Source organism: Methylophaga nitratireducenticrescens (assembly GCF_000260985.4).
Lineage (GTDB): Bacteria > Pseudomonadota > Gammaproteobacteria > Nitrosococcales > Methylophagaceae > Methylophaga > Methylophaga nitratireducenticrescens.
In genome coordinates, this window is the sequence record NC_017857.3 from 1,765,891 (window position 1) to 1,783,705 (window position 17,815).

At 42.0% G+C, this 17,815-nt stretch carries 14 protein-coding genes and 3 pseudogenes; 11 read left to right on the forward strand and 6 right to left on the reverse strand.

Features of this window, described 5'->3' with window-relative positions; translation table 11 throughout:
* The first annotated feature begins 20 nt into the window (after positions 1–20).
* Entirely contained in the window at positions 21–1,355 is a 1,335-nt protein-coding gene (locus Q7A_RS08535) for a class II fumarate hydratase (RefSeq protein WP_014706948.1), read from the forward strand.
* Positions 1,356–1,369: 14 nt separating this feature from the next.
* On the opposite strand, the gene Q7A_RS08540 is transcribed toward Q7A_RS08535, so the two are convergent.
* Entirely contained in the window at positions 1,370–1,720 is a 351-nt protein-coding gene (locus tag Q7A_RS08540; RefSeq protein ID WP_014706949.1) for a YkvA family protein, read from the reverse strand.
* Between the two features lie 202 nt (positions 1,721–1,922).
* Here Q7A_RS08540 and Q7A_RS15735 point away from each other — a divergent pair.
* The 4 genes and pseudogenes from Q7A_RS15735 to Q7A_RS08555 form a co-directional block, all read left to right on the forward strand.
* Positions 1,923–2,687 (forward strand): annotated as a pseudogene (locus tag Q7A_RS15735) (PAS domain-containing protein); the annotation flags it as partial.
* Between the two features lie 156 nt (positions 2,688–2,843).
* Positions 2,844–3,218: pseudogene (locus tag Q7A_RS15740) on the forward strand (methyl-accepting chemotaxis protein); the annotation flags it as partial.
* A gap of 141 nt (positions 3,219–3,359) precedes the next feature.
* On the forward strand, positions 3,360–4,376 hold the full coding sequence (locus Q7A_RS08550) for an ABC transporter substrate-binding protein (protein ID WP_041354469.1): 1,017 nt from the start codon (positions 3,360–3,362) through the stop codon (positions 4,374–4,376).
* Positions 4,376–6,667: an ATP-binding protein gene (locus Q7A_RS08555; protein ID WP_089418522.1), complete on the forward strand. Its 2,292-nt coding sequence runs from the start codon at positions 4,376–4,378 to the stop codon at positions 6,665–6,667. The genes Q7A_RS08550 and Q7A_RS08555 overlap by 1 nt, the downstream gene beginning before the upstream one ends.
* An 8-nt stretch (positions 6,668–6,675) precedes the next feature.
* Here the strand turns inward: Q7A_RS08555 and Q7A_RS08560 are convergent, their stop codons facing one another.
* Entirely contained in the window at positions 6,676–7,161 is a 486-nt protein-coding gene (locus tag Q7A_RS08560; RefSeq protein WP_014706953.1) for a phosphate-starvation-inducible PsiE family protein, read from the reverse strand.
* Positions 7,162–7,602: 441 nt separating this feature from the next.
* On the opposite strand from Q7A_RS08560, the gene Q7A_RS08565 reads away from it, so the two are divergent.
* From Q7A_RS08565 to fae, 3 genes are all read left to right on the forward strand, one after another.
* Complete coding sequence (locus Q7A_RS08565) at positions 7,603–7,968, forward strand: hypothetical protein (protein WP_014706954.1); 366 nt, start codon at positions 7,603–7,605, stop codon at positions 7,966–7,968.
* Between the two features lie 548 nt (positions 7,969–8,516).
* Positions 8,517–9,425: a KPN_02809 family neutral zinc metallopeptidase gene (gene ypfJ, locus Q7A_RS08570; RefSeq protein WP_014706956.1), complete on the forward strand. Its 909-nt coding sequence runs from the start codon at positions 8,517–8,519 to the stop codon at positions 9,423–9,425.
* Positions 9,426–9,707: 282 nt separating this feature from the next.
* The gene (gene fae, locus Q7A_RS08575; RefSeq protein WP_014706957.1) at positions 9,708–10,259 is read left to right on the forward strand and encodes a formaldehyde-activating enzyme; all 552 of its coding nucleotides are present in this window, start codon (positions 9,708–9,710) and stop codon (positions 10,257–10,259) included.
* An 80-nt stretch (positions 10,260–10,339) separates the two neighbouring features.
* On the opposite strand, the gene dacB is transcribed toward fae, so the two are convergent.
* The gene (gene dacB / locus Q7A_RS08580; RefSeq protein ID WP_014706958.1) at positions 10,340–11,746 is read right to left on the reverse strand and encodes a D-alanyl-D-alanine carboxypeptidase/D-alanyl-D-alanine endopeptidase; all 1,407 of its coding nucleotides are present in this window, start codon (positions 11,744–11,746) and stop codon (positions 10,340–10,342) included.
* Between the two features lie 127 nt (positions 11,747–11,873).
* Entirely contained in the window at positions 11,874–12,245 is a 372-nt protein-coding gene (locus Q7A_RS08585) for a DUF4870 family protein (RefSeq protein WP_014706959.1), read from the reverse strand.
* A gap of 757 nt (positions 12,246–13,002) precedes the next feature.
* Between Q7A_RS08585 and Q7A_RS08595 the strand changes: the two are divergent.
* Positions 13,003–13,887 (forward strand): annotated as a pseudogene (locus tag Q7A_RS08595) (hypothetical protein).
* 55 nt (positions 13,888–13,942) lie between these two features.
* Here the strand turns inward: Q7A_RS08595 and Q7A_RS08600 are convergent.
* Complete coding sequence (locus Q7A_RS08600) at positions 13,943–14,620, reverse strand: response regulator (protein WP_014706961.1); 678 nt, start codon at positions 14,618–14,620, stop codon at positions 13,943–13,945.
* Between the two features lie 8 nt (positions 14,621–14,628).
* Entirely contained in the window at positions 14,629–16,125 is a 1,497-nt protein-coding gene (locus tag Q7A_RS08605) for a sensor histidine kinase (RefSeq protein WP_169697744.1), read from the reverse strand.
* Between the two features lie 242 nt (positions 16,126–16,367).
* On the opposite strand from Q7A_RS08605, the gene Q7A_RS15665 reads away from it, so the two are divergent.
* Both Q7A_RS15665 and Q7A_RS08610 read left to right on the forward strand, forming a co-directional pair.
* Positions 16,368–16,892: a potassium transporter TrkG gene (locus tag Q7A_RS15665; protein WP_331230996.1), complete on the forward strand. Its 525-nt coding sequence runs from the start codon at positions 16,368–16,370 to the stop codon at positions 16,890–16,892.
* Entirely contained in the window at positions 16,873–17,814 is a 942-nt protein-coding gene (locus Q7A_RS08610) for a TrkH family potassium uptake protein (RefSeq protein ID WP_331230998.1), read from the forward strand. The genes Q7A_RS15665 and Q7A_RS08610 overlap by 20 nt, the downstream gene beginning before the upstream one ends.
* Position 17,815: the final 1 nt, after the last annotated feature.

The following is a 17,815-nucleotide window of genomic DNA, read 5'->3' on the forward strand; positions in this document are numbered from 1 at the left end:
GTTAAAGCTGATTGGTTTATATGTCTGCTGAAGAACTTTGGGGCCATCAAACACAGGTGGCCATGAAACATTTTGCCATTGGTGGTGAAACCTTTCCTCGTGAGTTTATTCGTGCCTTGGGGTTAGTGAAACACTGTGCGGCCCTAGCGAATGTTGATTGCCTGCAATTGGAAAAACAGATTGGTCTGGCAATAGCTGAGGCTAGCCTCGCAGTGATCAACGGCGAGCATGATCAGCAGTTTCCAATAACCATCTGGCAATCCGGTTCGGGTACGCAAACCCATATGAATGCGAATGAAGTGATTGCCAATCTGGCGACACAGAGATTGAATTCGACGATTCAGGTGCACCCCAATGATCACTGCAATATGGGGCAATCCACCAACGATAGTTTTTCGACAGCAATGCATATTGCTACGCTAGAGCAAATTCAATATCAGCTGTTACCGGCACTGATACAGATGCAGCAGGTGATGGCCGAACATTCGAAACAATGGCAATCCATAATAAAAATCGGCCGAACGCATCTGCAGGATGCTACGCCATTAACTTTGGGGCAGCAGTTTTCGGCCTATGCGACTCAATTACAAAATAATATTGATCGGTTGAAGCAGGCTACAGCTGAACTTTATGCTATTCCTCAAGGTGGAACAGCCGTGGGAACAGGACTGAATAGTTCAGCCAAATTTGCTGAAAACTTTGCCAGACAGTTAAGCGAATATACCGACTTACCTTTTACTGCCAGTGACAACAGGCTCTCGCTGCAGGCTGCTCACGATGGTCTGGTCAATGTGTCGGGTGTTTTAAACACTCTGGCGGTTAGTCTGAACAAAATAGCGGCTGATACCCGATTATTGGGTTCAGGCCCTCGCTGCGGTATTGGCGAACTGCATTTACCCGAAAATGAGCCGGGTTCCTCAATCATGCCGGGCAAAGTGAATCCCACCCAATGTGAAAGTATGCTGATGGTATGTGCCCAGGTGATGGGAAACCATCTAACGATAACCTTTGCTGGTGCTCAGGGGCAATTAGAACTGAATACCTATAAACCATTGATGATCTATTCATTGTTACAATCCATCAGATTATTGAAAGATGTCATCAACAGTTTTACGGAATATTGTCTGCGTGGGCTGGAGCCGGATCGGCCACAAATCGAAGCGTTTTTAAATAACTCACTGATGCTGGTTACGGTCCTATCACCGGTAATCGGTTATGACAACGCCAGTTTGATTGCACAACAGGCGCATTCTCATGGCACTACTTTACGGGAAGAGGCTGTTCGCTCTGGTTTGATCACTGCAGTAGCATTCGATGAACTTATCCAGCCGGAAAATATGTTAGGACCACGATGATGCTGTACATCTGATTAGTTTGATATCAGAAACCAAACAGCATAACTGCACATGCCTGCAAATAGTATCCAACAGCCAATGATTACAGCCGCTGCATAACGATTTTTGGGTAATTGAATGGGATGTAACTCAGCTTTAGCCAGACAGTCAGACCAAACGGCCTCCGGTATCAGCTTGATGGCTAAGTAAATTCCTAAAGGCAAAATAATCAAATCGTCCAGATAACCAATAACCGGAATAAAATCCGGAATAAGATCAATCGGGCTTAATGCATACGCTACTACCGCAACACCCAACCACTTAGCCACTTTTGGAACCGCCGGATCCTGGCTTGCCAGAAATAAAGCAGAGATCTGAAGGTTCATGTGTCGGGCAAACTGTTTTAGTTTATTTATAAAGATCATTGATTCGGTTGTGAGATCGCTATTTATGGAAAAATCCCGGAGAGCCAGTCAGCTATTGACATAAATTTCACACTCTATCCGCTTTAATTCCACAAAAAAGTAATGATTATTTTGTGTTGAAAATAATAATAAAGATTATTCGGTAATAGTGGGCTACTTTAAGATGTTTAATAAAAAACTTATAAGTGATTTAGCAGAGGTAACTGCTAAATATGATGAAATTTACAGCCTTATAAATTCAATACAGGAGTCTGTAGCGACTATTCAATTTAATAGTAAAGGTATTATCGAAGATGTAAATGACAACTTTTTATCCGTTGTTGGTTATGAAAAGTCAGAACTGATAGGAAAACATCATCAGGTTTTATGCGATGACGATTATATTCGTTCTACCGAATATAAAATATTCTGGGACGGACTCTCACGAGGCAAACAACAATCCGGTATGTTCAAAAGACTTACCAAGTCAGACAAAACAATATGGTTAGAAGCGTCATATTTTCCAATTACCAACAAAGACAATAAAGTTACCGCTATTCTTAAAATTGCCTCAGATGTGACGCGTTCACATAACAAAATGCGTGATCTTGAAGCGGCATCTAATGCCTTAAACCGTTCAATGGCGATTATTGAATTTACGCCAGACGGTGAAATATTAACGGCTAATGATAATTTCCTTTCGGTAGTAGGTTATTCTTTAAATGAAGTGGTTGGTAAACACCATCGCATATTCTGTTTTGATCAATTTTACGAAGAAAACCCCAGTTTCTGGTCGGATATCCGTTCTGGAAAATTTTTTACCGATAAATATCAGAGAAAAACTGCTTCGGGGCATTCAATCTGGTTAGAAGCTTCATATAACCCTGTGTTTGATGAACAAGGTAAGGTCGTTAAAGTCATCAAGTTTGCCAGTGATATCACCCAGAGAATCGAATACAACGATAGGGTTATGCGTGCTGCTGAGCTGTCATTTTCCACTGCGGAGGAAACCTCACAAATAGCAAAAAATGGTGTTGAATTACTGAATACCTCCGTGCAAATGTCAAACACGATTCTGCAGGATGTATCGGAAACTTCAGCAAATATCGAACAGCTGAATAATGAATCTAAAAATATTGAAAATATCGTCTCAACGATTAATGACATTGCTGAACAGACAAATCTGTTGGCATTAAATGCAGCCATTGAAGCTGCTCGTGCGGGTGAGCAGGGGCGGGGCTTTGCAGTTGTTGCTGATGAAGTCAGAAAGTTGGCGTCGAGAACCAGCGAGTCCACTGAGGAAATAAAAGAAGTTGTTAAGCAAAACCGTAAGCTTACGCATGAAGTCACGCGAAAGATGGATAGTGTGAAACAACGGGCTCTGGACAGTAATGAACAACTTACTGCTGTTTCATCAGTCATGACGGAAATATTGCATGGCGCCGAGGATGTGTCACGAACGGTTTCTTCGCTTTTATAAGTAGGGGATTTCAAGATTTTGACTTTAAGAGTATAAAAAGTATTAGGATTAATTTATTGAGATACCTTAAATAAATTAAAGCTCTTAGCGTTGTGTACGCAATAATAACTGTAAGCATATGAACTCATTACGGAAAATAAGATGGGCCTGAAAAGAGTACTAATATTATTCGTCTTATTTTTAGTCGCTTGTAGTTCTGAGAATACTGACGAACTCCCATTGAAATTGGCTGGTGTGAATTATTTAGGGGATTTACCGACCCTTGTTGCCAGTAAAAATCAGTTATTCAAAAAATATCAGCTGGATGTTGATGTCAGCTTTAATCATTCAGGTAAGCAAAGTCTTGAAGCTTTGCGTGCAGGGAAAGTGGACTTTGCCCTGGTATCACCAACAGCTTTTACGTTGGATAAACTGGTAAATGCAAAAAATGAAAGACAGGATAATGAACCTGTAATTCTCGGAAACCTTTTGCACTCCACCCTGATGAATCAAATTCTTACAACCTCCAATGGTAAAAAAAATCAGACAGTCACGGATTTGACGGGAGGAAGAATTGGCTTGGTTAAAGGCACAAATTCTGAATATCTTTGGTGGATTTATTCTGTTTTTTATCAAGTAAATACAAAAAAAATCGACATCATTGACTTACCCATATCAGAACTGGGTAGGGCATTAATGGATGGGAAGGTTGATGCGATTGTAACCTGGCAGCCATGGACCAATCATTTTATTGCCGAATATGGTGATCAGCTTCAACAAGTTGAGGGTAGTCATGTTTATACCGCAAAATGGCTTCTGATAACGAGTCGGCAAATGGCTGAACAAAAGCCACAACAATGTCAGCAATTGTTAATGGCATACGGTGATGCCATCAATCTCATCCACTCTGATACAGAAGTCGTAATGGATTTGTATACTACAGACGTAAGGCAGAATGCTATTCTGGGACAAAACTACCTGCCAGGATTACATCAGCTAAATTTAAACTGGTCTTTGATTTCAGAATTACATCAAAATATTCAATGGGCAAAACTTAATAATTTCCCCGGGGCAGACAAACCAATCGATGTGACCTCCTGGTTTGCTCCCGAACCATTAGAAGCAGTACAGCCTTATTTAGTAAAAATCCCAATGATACGTTCTGAGGAAAACCAGTGATGAAGCTGGTTCAAACGTCTATTTTTTTTATTACGGCTTGTCTGCTGGGATTAGTTTTTTTAATCGCTTTAGGTGTATGGAGTTATCATCAGGTCGAAACAATGCGGCTTGAACTTAATTCGCTTACAACGCTAAATAACAAAATTGATGCATTATCTGTTGGCAGTGATAATTTAGTGATATTCCGACCGGACGATCACCTGTGGCAGGTTTTTCTGAGTGATGCTCGAACAATCCAGAACGATCTTTCAGAGCTGGAGCGAGGAAAATTTAATGCCCACCGAGCGATGCGGCATATCGATCAGTTGATTAAATCAGTAGAGGATGCTTATCAGTATCTGCCGGAGAATAATAATCCGATAATCAATAACTCACAGATGAACCCATTGTCCTTACCATTAAGATCAAGACTTCTAATCAACCAGGTTGCTGATCATGGTATTGCAATTGAGAGCTCTATAGATCAGTTAATGCTGGAAAATCAGCAAATTATCGAGAGTCACATTAATCGCATTTTGTTTATTTTTATGATGTCAACATTAATCTTTGGTGTGTTATGTGTATTGGCATTCAATATGATTTACCAACGCATTGCTCTGCCGACCCGAAATCTTATCAATACTATCAGCAGAATCTCGCAGGATGACGATAAAGCCCGGGCTGAGGTGTTTGGCAAAGATGAAATGGCTGAATTATCCATGGCTTTTAACGGGCTTTTGGATCAAAAGGATCGTTTCCATCAACAAATCCTTCAGCAACAAAATGAGCTAAAAAAACAGGCTGAATTATTAGAAATTGCGGGCAGAATCACACGCTTTGGTGGTTGGTCTGTAGATATGTCGACCAAACAGATTAATTGGTCGAATATGGTCGCTAGAATCCATGGTAAACCAGAAGGATATTCCCCCAGATTTGAAGAAAGGTTGGCATTTTATATTCCGGATCATCAACCGCATATCGAGGCATTATTTAAGAACTGTTATCAGTCTGGAATCCCCTATGATGTGGAATTACAAATTCTTAATTCTGCCGGTGAACCGGTCTGGGTTCGTACCTCTGGTGAAGCTTTTCGTGACAACGAAGGCAACATTACCGGTGTTCATGGTGCTTTTCAGGACATTTCTGAACGTATGGAGCTTGAAAATCGGCTGCGCCAATCGCAGCGGCTGGAAGCAGTGGGGCAGTTAACTGGGGGGGTGGCGCATGATTTCAATAATCTATTAACAGTGGTTATTGGTAATGCCCAAATCCTTACAGAATCATTTGAAGACTCCAGCAGATTGAAACCGCTAGCGGATATGATTTTACAAGCCGGCTATCGTGGTGCGGAGTTAACCCGCAGTTTGCTAGCCTTTGCCCGTAAACAGCCGCTTGACCCTAAACCAGAACAGATAAAACCGCTAATCGATCAGCTGTGGCCCTTATTGGAACGTGCTGTTGGTGAAGAAATTGGCACCAAGTTTATTGCTGAAGAGCCATTAAAGGATGTACTAGTCGATGCGGGGCAGTTTGAAAATGCTCTGCTTAATCTGGCCTTAAATGCAAAAGATGCAATGCCAAAAGGCGGACAATTGGTCATTGAAGCCGAAAATACCCATCTACCGGAACAATATGCTCATCATCATGACATCGCTGCGGGAGATTACGTTGTGCTTGCCGTTTCGGATTCTGGCTGTGGGATAGATGCAGACAAAATTGATAAGGTCTTTGAGCCTTTTTACACCACTAAATCAAAAGATAAGGGCACCGGCTTAGGGCTGGCAATGGTTTATGGCTTTATTAAACAAAGTAACGGACACGTTAATATCTACTCTGAGCCCGGGCAGGGAACAACAGTAAGGTTATACCTGCCGGTCGCCATTGATAAAACCGCCCAGCTGACCGTTAATAAAAAAGATTCCGATACATTACAGGTTGGTCATGAATCTATTTTAGTCGTTGAAGATGATCCGTTGGTAAGAGAATATGTGCTAACCCAATTGAAAGCTTTAGGGTATGACGTATTGTCAGCCGCCGATGGCAAACAGGCAATGGATATTCTGGAATCCGAGCAGTCGATTGATTTGCTATTAACCGATGTGGTTTTGCCTGAGGGATTTAATGGTCGAAAAATAGCTGAACACGCCTTGAAGCTGAGACCAGCATTACGTGTTTTATATACTTCAGGTTATACCGAAAATTCTATTGTTCACCATGGTCGACTGGATAAAGGGGTATTACTCCTATCTAAACCCTATAAGCGTGAAGAGCTGGCCAGCAAAGTCAGGATGGCACTGCTGACTGGCGAATAGGACAGGGTTTAAACCTTCTGGTGATTGCCGATCTTGTCATCACGATCCCGTAGCAACCAATACACAATTCCCATTGCGACAGCTGCTCCGGCAAGCGCAGAAATCTTGGCAGGGCTATTGGCCTCTGGATCCAGAATCACAAATTTACGTGACAGAGCAATTAATGCAATTAAAACGACGGTTTTAACCTGAATAATGCTGTCCTGACGCAAAGCTACCTTTACAATGGAATGTTTGAATTCCATTGCAATGAGCAATGTCATGATCATGCCGAATACTGTTTGAAACACCTGATGTTCCAGTGGATTGAAAGCATCTATTATCAACAAATCAAATACAGTTCGTATCAGTTGGTATAGCGATATGAGAATAATAACGGAGATAACAACTGATAAAACCAAAGCGATTATCTGTTCAAACCGTTCGTAATAGCTCATCAATGCCCAGTCTTTTTTGAACTGATGACTGAATGGTTTTGCCTGTCTCATTTGCATGCTGTTTACCTCTCAGTATGAATCTTAAAAGTGACTGAGATATGGGTAATACAGTCATAAATTCAAGTGCTTATGTGTAATTTCACAAAACAAATTTATATGTTTATTTCAGTGTAAATATAAAGGAAAAGCTTTTTCTAGACCTGAAATTTTTCCGATCAGGTTGTAAAAATTACATGATTAATTCATGCCTCAATGAGGAAAATTTCATTTTAAATAGTCAAAAAAATTGTAATTTAATCTATAGATTTCTTTTCTAACGTTATAAAAATAAAGAAAAAATAAATTTATTATCCGCTGGTTAATTAATCAGAAGTCATTTGGCATAGCCATTGCGTTAGTTTTAATTACAAGGAAAGCAATATCGGCACTTTTCTTGTTGGATTCAGATGTTTTTCGTAATTAACAAAAAATATGCCGATAAATAAAAAGGAGAATGAAATGTTTAAGCAACTATTTCTTTCAACTGCAATTGCTACAGCTTTCATCGCTACACCAGTTCTTGCCGATGATCATGGTAATCATGATGCAAAAGGTGATACTAAAACCTACGATAAAGTAGATAGAGATGGAAACAAGGTGACTCCTGATAAAAAAGCGTATAAAAATAAAGCTGACGATGAGAAAGCTAATCATCCCGCTCATGATATGGAAGGTAGTGATATTGAACGCAAAAATACTCAAGGCGAAACAATGAATTACGACGAAATGGATAGAGAAGAGGGTGAGGTTAGACCTGACAAAAAAGCGTACGATAAGAATGGAAACGGTAAACATCCTGCCCATGAAATGGGTGAAAGCGAATAGTTTTAACTTGTGCTGGTAACCATTACTAGATTGGGTGAGATCGTAGCGTTTTTAAGGAAGAAAAATTTTCTGGCCGATTTCTCAGTGTCAGCTAGAAAATTCACCGGGATCTGTCTTATCAACGAGACCCAATAAATCATAATGGTTTATTGGGTTTTCTTTTAAATTAATGAATTTTGGATCCCATTTGGACACCTGCTTGATTTTGTCTCCATGGCTTACCGTCACAAAAAGCATAATTTTTACAGTCGGCAGTGCAGCCTCGGCAAGGTAACCGTTTCGATTGTGGGCTGTGCTTCAAATTTGGCTCAGATTTACTATTACGCATATTACCGACTCGTTGAATAATTTAGAATTAAAGTAGCGTTTTCCAGGTGAATATGTCGTGAAAATTTATACTTCGGCAGAAAGTAAGCTTTTAAATGAATACCATTTCCGCTTATTAAACTCCTTTAGCTTCACCTCTGGAAAAGACTATGATGTCTGCAGAACCACACAGCGTTAATTTCATCGACATTTCAGCTGGTATAAATTAAGGATTTATAACAATGCGTTGGAAGGGCAGACCCAAAAGCAGCAATATTGAAGACAAACGGGCAATGCGTACTTCCACAGCAGGAGGCGTTGGACGTGATGGTTTACGATTATTACCGTTAGTTTTTCGATTTCTGGGTTTCAAAGGGACTTTGTTAGTTATTGTCTGTGTGGTTGCATATGGTTTGTTTACCGGTAATTTAGACAATATGCTGTATGCGCTGGGACTAGGAGATAGTCCACCCACCAGTGTTTCCACCGAAACGCTAAATCAAACGCCGCAAGAAAAGGAACTGGTGGAGTTTGTTTCAGTAATCCTCGCCGATACCGAGCAGACGTGGAGTAGTATCTTTCAGGAAAATGATGAGCAGTATCAGGAGCCTCGTCTGGTATTATTCAGAGGAGCGGTACGATCGGCCTGTGGAACGGCTCAGTCAGCAATTGGCCCTTTTTATTGTCCTGCGGATCAACAGATTTATCTGGATCTGAATTTCTTCGATCAACTCAAAAACCGATTCAAAGCTCCTGGTGATTTTGCTCAGGCTTATGTAATTGCCCATGAAGTAGGACATCATATTCAGACTCTGATGGGAATTTCAGAGAAAGTTCATACTGCCCGCAGCCGGTTAAATGAAAAAGAAGCCAACAAACTCTCAGTGAAACAGGAATTACAGGCAGACTGTTTTGCAGGTATCTGGGCCAATCATGCAAATGATCAACGTCAGCTTCTGGAAACCGGTGATATTGAAGAAGGTTTACGAGCCGCCAGTGCAATAGGGGATGATACCTTGCAAAAAAAATCGCAAGGCTATGTTAGCCCTGACTCTTTTACCCATGGCAGCTCCCAACAACGCATGCAATGGTTTAAAACGGGGTTTGAAACTGGAGATATCGCGCGTTGTAATACATTTGCAAACAGTTAATCCCTTTAGGCAAGAGTTTTTTATTTTAAAAATAACAGCGACTCTGCTCACCGAATGCAATATTTTGGAAGCTTAAAACTTAATATTACCCCAGTATGCATTGAACATGTACTGAAAACTGGTCATTTTGATGCGTTCGTCAGCATTTATGGAAAGTGATTAATACCAAAAACGTGCTCAATAAATAACGGTCAATTACACCTTTTGGATTATTGCTTGCGGGCGCAGATACCAGCAACATAGAATGGCGCGTTTTTTCTTATAATTATTTGGAGTTTAACAATGTCAGAACCCGTTTGGTTTAGAACTGCAGAAGCCACCGTTTTTGCCAGTGAAGATCAAGGCACTGATGCGATGCCGGAAATTTTAATTGGCAGCACCAAAGGTCCGGCAGGCCAGGCATTTGCCAATTTGATGGGGCAGACAGAAGGTCACACCCGTATGTTTGCCATTCGTGCCACCAATCAACAGGTTAAACCTGCAACCATGATCGTGCCTAAAGTCACCATTAAATCTAGCAGTTATGTGGAACTGTTTGGTGGGCCGGTTCAGTCGGCAGTAGCCGATGCGGTATTGGATAGTGTTATTGAAGGCGTAATACCAAAAGAACATGCCGATGATTTGTGCATCGTGGCGATGATTTGGATCGCTCCAGATGCGGCTGCTAATCCGGATGTTGATCGCAAGGATTTATACCGCACTAATTACGAAGCCATGAAACTGGCCATCAAACGTGCGATGTCAGGTTCACCAACAATTGATGAGCTGATTGCCAACCGCCACAAAATCCATCATGAAATGTATGATCCTGAGACTGGTGAATCAGCCTGGTAAGTTAAACCCGTATTCACTAATAACCCTCTTTGTGTAAGCAAAGAGGGTTTTTTTATGGTTGAAGGGCAAATAAAAGCCTATCAATGCTCGTTAAATAACCTTTCATAGAAACTACGTTCAAAATCGCGTAGTGGCTTACGCGCTACATTGCGGTTATCGCTGTTTGAATGATAATTTGAAAGTAACTGTACAAAGTACAATGACTTGCCTGATTTTGTATTGATTTTTCCGGCCAGATTGAAAACACCATAGATAGATCCGGTTTTAGCCGTTACTTTGCCACTCAGTGGGGTATTAACCAGGCTGCTGCGATATCGCAGGGTTCCTGATTGTCCGGATACGGGGAGGGTTCCAACCAGTCCCAGTTCCTTATTGCTGAAGATGTACTGGATGACCTGCATCAACTGTTTGGCAGTGACACGATTGTTACGTGATAACCCTGAACCATCCATGATAATCGCACGAGACAAATCAATATCGGCTTTTTCTTTAAGAACCGCTTTGATAGCGGCTGCGCCATTCTCGTAACTGCCGGGCTGTTTGAAATAAACACGACCAATCGTTTTAAGCAAATTGTCAGCAATCAGGTTATCAGAGCGTTTCATCATCAAATCGATCAGTTTCATCAACGGTTCTGATTGATGCAAGGCAATAACGGTTCCGGTTGCGGTATCGTCACGGATAATTTTGCCACGTAATCTGATTCCGGCACGATCCAGTTCCTCTTGAAGAACCTCTTTGAGATATAAGGTGGTGTTTTGTACTGCGAGATGGAAGTTTACCGGTAAACGATGTGAGCCCACGCAACCGTTTAGAGAGAAATGATTTTTATTGTCGGCAGTCAGCTTGAGATCACAATCAATATTCTGATTTTCCAGGCCTTCGCGGATGATGATATCGTCAGCACTGATACTGATATAAGGCGAGCCACTGGCTTTCAGACCCTTAACGGGGGCTGGGGAAGTACCCTCTATTTTTCCGTAGATACAGTTACCATTCATGGTAATGCTACTGGAAGGTGCACTGTAACAGACGCCCATAATATCCCATGGTAAGCCAACAGCTCGCTCAGAGGTATCAAAGGCGCCGCCATTCAAATAGAGATTTCCATCGATAGTGGTTTGTTTGAGTTTAAGCTTTTCGACCAGAACACGCAGATGGGTACGAGTAAAAGTCGGGTCACCACTGAAGTTGATTATGGCATCGTTTTCAGTCGTTTCCATTGTGGTTTCAAACCGAAAATCTTTATCCAGAACCAGGCGAGCTCCGAGACCGGTAATAATTTTCTGCAAACTGGCAGGTTGTTGGAACTGTTCAGCACGTTCAGAGTAAATTTCCTTGCCACTTGCAGTATCGACAACATACAAAGCAATATCCGCACCTTCCGGTGTAGGCTTGCCATTCAATGCCGGGTCAGAGAAAGTTTGTGTAGCTTGAGTTGAAAAACTAAATAAGAGCAACATTGCCAGAGTGAGATATTTGGTCATACAGTCCAGTGATACATGAGTTTAGGGTTGAAAGATTGCAAAGCCTAACATGAAAATCAGCATTTGATTTGAAACAAAAGCTGTCCTTGGAGAAACTCCCATAATGACAGCGAATGGCAGATGGATCTTAAGTGTACATCGGTTTGTTTTCGGCCACATTCATCCAGCCTTTGGCTATACGGTAGATAACCCAAACCGCATTGGTCAGCAGAATGAAAACCCCGATAACAACAGCACTCAATAAAGCACCTATCAAGCCCCACAAAAGACAAAACCAGAAGGTACGGATCTGCCAGCGAAAATGTGATTCAAGCCACGTACCACGGACATCATCACGTTTGATGTAATTCATGATAACGGCCACCAGGAAGGTTAAACCAACAATAAATGATGCTGCTTGCAGTGCATAAATGACAATCGTCAGTATTTTGGTTTGATTAGAATTATCGTTCATAACGGGATCTGGGGAAGGAGTGGGAATGACTCTGGGTTCAGACATGAATTATCCTTTGGTTATCTGCCTGCAAGGATAAATCTTTTGCAGGCAGATACCAAAATTTTTATATCAGGAAAAAGTTAGGTTGGGAAAAGTTTTTGTACCGCTGTTTGAATTAGTTGGTTTAATTAATTAAGCGTTTCGTGAGGAGTGGAGTTGGTGCAGTGTGCACATCCATCAATTAAATGGGCATGATTATAAAATTTTCTTCTGGCTACATGAATTGCCGTTTTGCTATCCGGCAGATCACCCAAATTAATGCGTTCTACCGGAGGTGGCAGGTTGGGACACCCTTCGGGACATACACGATGAATATCGCAGCCATTGTTAGGTAAGTTAGGATTTGAAGCTAGATAATAACTTGCCATATCGATATCTCCCTGATTTTAAAAACATCTTTGTTTTCCGTTAGGCCAATATTGAACTAACAGGTCAGTCACATATTTATTAGTACTCCTACAACTTCATTTAACGTAAATGAATAATTCCTGTTTTCACAGGAAACTTTACCCGTCAACACCTAAGAAAAACGGAAAACCTATTAATTAACAATGGCATGTAGCTGTTAATTTAAACGCTTAATTCAATATTATTTAAACAAAATAACAACCTCACACAAAAAAATGATAACTAAGTCACGTTTTCTGCGCAATAAACGCAGAAAACAATCCAAAAATGTTAACTGTGTCACGTTTTTATGGAGTTAAATCGTTTTTAACGATTGTTTTTATATGAATAAACTGTGTTTTAATATGATGATATACAGCTTATCTGTGAAGCTTATCAAATGATGCGTGAAGGCATGGGCCTGTCGGGGGACGAAATACAGCAAGTCTTTGCCGAATGGAATGATGGCGTGCTGGATTCCTATCTGATTGAAATTACTCGCGACATTCTTAAAGTAAAAGAACCCGATGGCAGTTTGTTAATCGATCATATTTTGGATACCGCAGGTCAAAAAGGTACCGGCAAGTGGACGGGCATGAATGCGTTGGATTTAGGCACGCCGCTGACATTAATTGGCGAGGCGGTATTTGCCCGTTGTTTATCAGCTCTGAAAGATGAACGGGTTACGGCATCTAGTGTATTACCGGCTAAGGCTGTTGCGTTTACCGGTGATAAACGTGAAATGATTAATGCGGTAAGCGATGCACTTTATGCCTCCAAAATCATTTCCTATGCCCAAGGCTAGATGTTAATGCGTGAAGCAGCGACAACCTATGGTTGGCAGTTGAACTTTGGTGGTATTGCGGGCGTGGTGGCTGTATTATTCGGCGCCAGTTTTTACCCAACTTCCGTGACGCATTTGAGCGTAATCCGAATTTACAGAACCTGTTGCTGGATGATTTTTTTTATTGACGCCGTTAGCGAAGCGTTCTCGGGCTGGAGAAAAGCGGTCGTTAAAGCGATTGAGATTGGTGTGCCGGTGCCTACCTTCAGCAGTGCTTTGTCATTTTATGATGGTTACCGCAGTAAACGTTTGCCAGCCAACCTGCTACAGACGCAGCGCGATTATTTTGGTGCCCATACCTACGAACGGCTGGATAAACCGCGAGGTGAGTTTTTTCATACCAATTGGACAGGGCGCGGTGGAAATATATCTGCCAGCAATTACGATGTCCGAAAGTGTTTCACGCCTCAGTGATATGGCTCCTGTCATATTATTGAGGCAGAATTTAAGGTGAAGTGACTTTTTTGATTTAAACTTTAAACCGGTACCCCACACCTTGAACGGTTTCAATAAATCTTGGTTGTATAGGTTCTTCTCCAAGCTTGTGGCGTAACTGGCGCACCAGAACACGTAAATAATGTGTTTCATCAACAAAGCTTTCACCCCAGATGCTCTGGGTTAAAAAACGATGGGTCAGGATATGCCCTGGCTGTTCTGTGAGTAAACGAAGCAACTCGAATTCTTTGCGAGATAAATGAATTATTCTGTCATCCAGTTTGACCTGATATTCCGCTAAATCGATAAACAGGCCATTGATTTCGCGTTTACTGCTCGAAGCCGCAGTGTTGTCGTTTATCCTCAGTAACGCTCTAACGCGCGCCATCAACTCACTGATGCCAAACGGCTTGGTGACATAATCATTGGCACCGGCATCCAATGCCTGCACTTTTTCGTCTTCGCTGGATCGAACAGACAGAACAATAATCGGTATCTGCGACCATTTACGTAATGCTTTTATAACATCCTGTCCATCCATATCCGGCAAACCTAAGTCAACAATCAGCAGGTCAACCTGTTGTTCGACCATAATGGCTAATCCCTGTTCACCGAGCCGGGCTTCCAGCACCTTATGATGATGTGCTTCAAGACTGATCCTCAAAAATTTCTTAATCTGCACTTCGTCTTCAATAAGTAATATTGTGGCCATGTAAACGCTCAGTTGAAGTTAGCATTATTAGAATTGTTTGGTAATTTGACCCGCATCATCGTGCCTCTGCCATAAGGATTATCCAATGCCATCACCTCGCCACCATGCGCTTCGATCATGCCGCGACAAATTGCCAGTCCCATTCCAGTGCCCGGTAAACTGGATTCGTGTCGATCGCCTTGAGCGAGGCTGTAAAACATATTGAATACTTTTTCTTTTTCAGCATCCGCAATACCCGGGCCGTTATCAATAATATCCAGCGTTATCCAGTTGTCATCATGCTGAACGATTAACGTTATAGCCAATTCTGCTGTGTTATGGCGAATGGCATTATCCAGCAGATTGAATATGGCTTGTTCGATCAGTAATCCCTGAATAAAAAGCATCGGGGTCTCTTCGGCTAATTCAAGCTTAAATTGCACATTTTCCAATGGATGGCCCAATCGGCTTATAGCACCGTTAATCAGATCGTCGATATCCATCCATTCACGATTCAGGTTCAGTTTCCCTTGGCTCAGACGAGTCATATCAAGCAGATTCTGGATATGACGATCTAATCTGTGCGCTTCATCTTCAATGGTCTGGATCAGCAACTGCTGATCATCAGTTGATAAATGCTGAGCGTATTCCCGTAATGACGAACTCGCCCCGATAATGGAAGAGAGGGGAGTACGTAAATCATGGGATACCGAAGAAAGTAATGTGGCCCGTAACTGTTCAGTTTCCGCCAGTAATTTGGTTTGTGAGAGTTCCGCCACCAGCATGGTACGATGCAATACCACTGCGGTTAGCTGGCAGAACGTTTCTATTGCGGCAATTTGCCTGTCATTAATACGTTCATTAATGGCAACCAGACCAAGTTGCCGACCATCCCAGCTCAGTGGGAAAAACAGCCAACCCTTATGCCAGGTTTCACCGTCCAGATGTTTGGATAGCATCAATTTAAAAACTTCTTCACCTGGGTGGCCACTTGATATGCCCTCTGGGTGCAAAATCAAGTTAGATTGCTGCTCAATGGCAATCACCACACGACCATCATTGCTCAGAACCCGTCTTAACGCTTCCCATAAAATTTCGATAGTGGCTTCTGTGTTGGTCGCTGAAGAGAGCATTTGGCTGAACTCATAAAAATGAGACAGCCGGTTTAATGCCGTTTCCTGCTTGGCTATTGCTTCGCGCATTTGCGTGGCTAAATGTGCTGTCATCAATGCCACCATCAAAAATATAATTAATGTGGCGACATCTGCCTTGTGCAACATATTAAAAGTGTAATAAGGCTCAGTGAAAAAGTAATTGAATGTCAAAAAGCTGAGCAAGCTGCTTAATAGTGCCGGACCAAAACTGGTTTTGGCTGATATCAGCAATACACCCGCCAGAAACAGTAATAACAGACTGGTGTAGGGCAGATAACGGTTAAGCACCTGGGCAAACACCACGATCACTAAAATCAATCCGATCGCCAGTAGATAATGTTTGAGCGGGGTATTGGTTGGTCGAAAACGCATCGCTGCTCGCTTTTTCTGGAATATTGTTAAAGCTGTTTTAACAATAAATCGCATTTAAAAAAGTAAAATTTATATAAAATTTTTATCTTTTTTTTAGCTGACTTTCAGTCTTCTGGCACCAATAATCCATCCACGTTGATTATTGGGATGAATAGACTGATGTTGAGTTTTAAGGGTTTGTTTCAAACGTATATTACACCGTGTGCTGCTTGGCTTACATTTTTGGTTGAGGTCATAAACTAATGCATTGGCGAGCCATCATCCGGTTATTTGGTTTGCTGTTGATGTTTTACAGTCTCAGTTTTCTACCTTCGTTGATCGTTTCCTGGATCTATAACGATGCCCAATCAATGACCTTTATCGGTTCCAGTCTGATCGTGTTTTTATTGGGATTGACTTTGTGGTTAAGCAACTATTATCAACGGCAGGAATTATCGGTTCGAGACGGCTTTCTGGTTGTAACATTATTCTGGTTTTTATTGGGGCTGGTCGGTGCTTTACCGTTTTATCTCAGTCTGCATCTGGGCTTTACCGATGCGGTATTCGAATCCATTTCAGGATTTACCACCACGGGTGCAACCGTTATTGTTGGGTTAGATCAATTACCCCAATCAATTTTATATCATCGACAACAAATACAATGGTTAGGTGGCATGGGGATTATCGTTCTGGCAGTCGCCATTCTACCTTTATTGGGCGTCGGTGGCATGCAGCTGTATCGAGCGGAAACTTCCGGCGTTGCCAAAAATGAAAAAAATGACACCTAGAATCGCTGAAACTGCCCGTTCCCTTTGGCTGATCTATCTGTTGCTTACGGTGTGTTGTGCGTTGGCTTACTGGTTTGCGGGAATGAGCTTCTTTGATGCGATAGGCCATGCTTTTACTACGGTGGCGACTGGAGGGTTTTCTACTCATGACGACAGTATCGGCTATTTTAACAGCCCACTTATTGAAGCTATCGCCATCGTATTTATGCTGGCTGGCGGGGTGAACTTTGCCGTGCATTTTTTAGTGCTAAGACGCAAGCTAATATCATCCTATGCCGAAGACCCAGAAGTAAGAACTTTTGGATTGTTGTTTGTGTTTGCCAGTATTTTTATTGCGATAAGTCTTTATTTCGCCGGGGTGTATTCTGCCGGATGGGAAGCGCTTCGTTATGCTGCGTTTCAGGTGGCTTCCATTATGACCAGTACCGGTTTTGGTACGGCGGTATTTGCGGAATGGCCATTACACATCCCATTAATTCTGGTGATTTTATCGTTTATTGGTGGATGTGCCGGTTCAACCGCTGGCGGTATTAAAGTTATGCGCATCATGTTGCTTGCTAAATTGGGTTTACGGCAGCTTGAGCTATTGGTGCATCCAAGATCTGTGTCGGTGGTGAAGTTGGGAAAACGGCCAATATCTGAAACAGTATTGTTTTCGATTTGGGGTTTTTATGTGCTCTATATTGTCACAGCATTGGTGCTGACCGTTGCGATGATGGCAGCCGGGCTTGATTTGGTTTCAGCCTTTGGGGCGGTAGTCGCAACGATCAATCTTCTGGGCCCGGGTTTAGGGGAGGTAGCCTCGAATTTTGCCACAATGGATGCCACGGTTAAATGGCTCGGGATCTTTGCGATGCTGGTAGGGCGCCTGGAAGTGTTCACCTTGTTGATTCTATTTCTGCCAGCCTATTGGCGCAATTAAC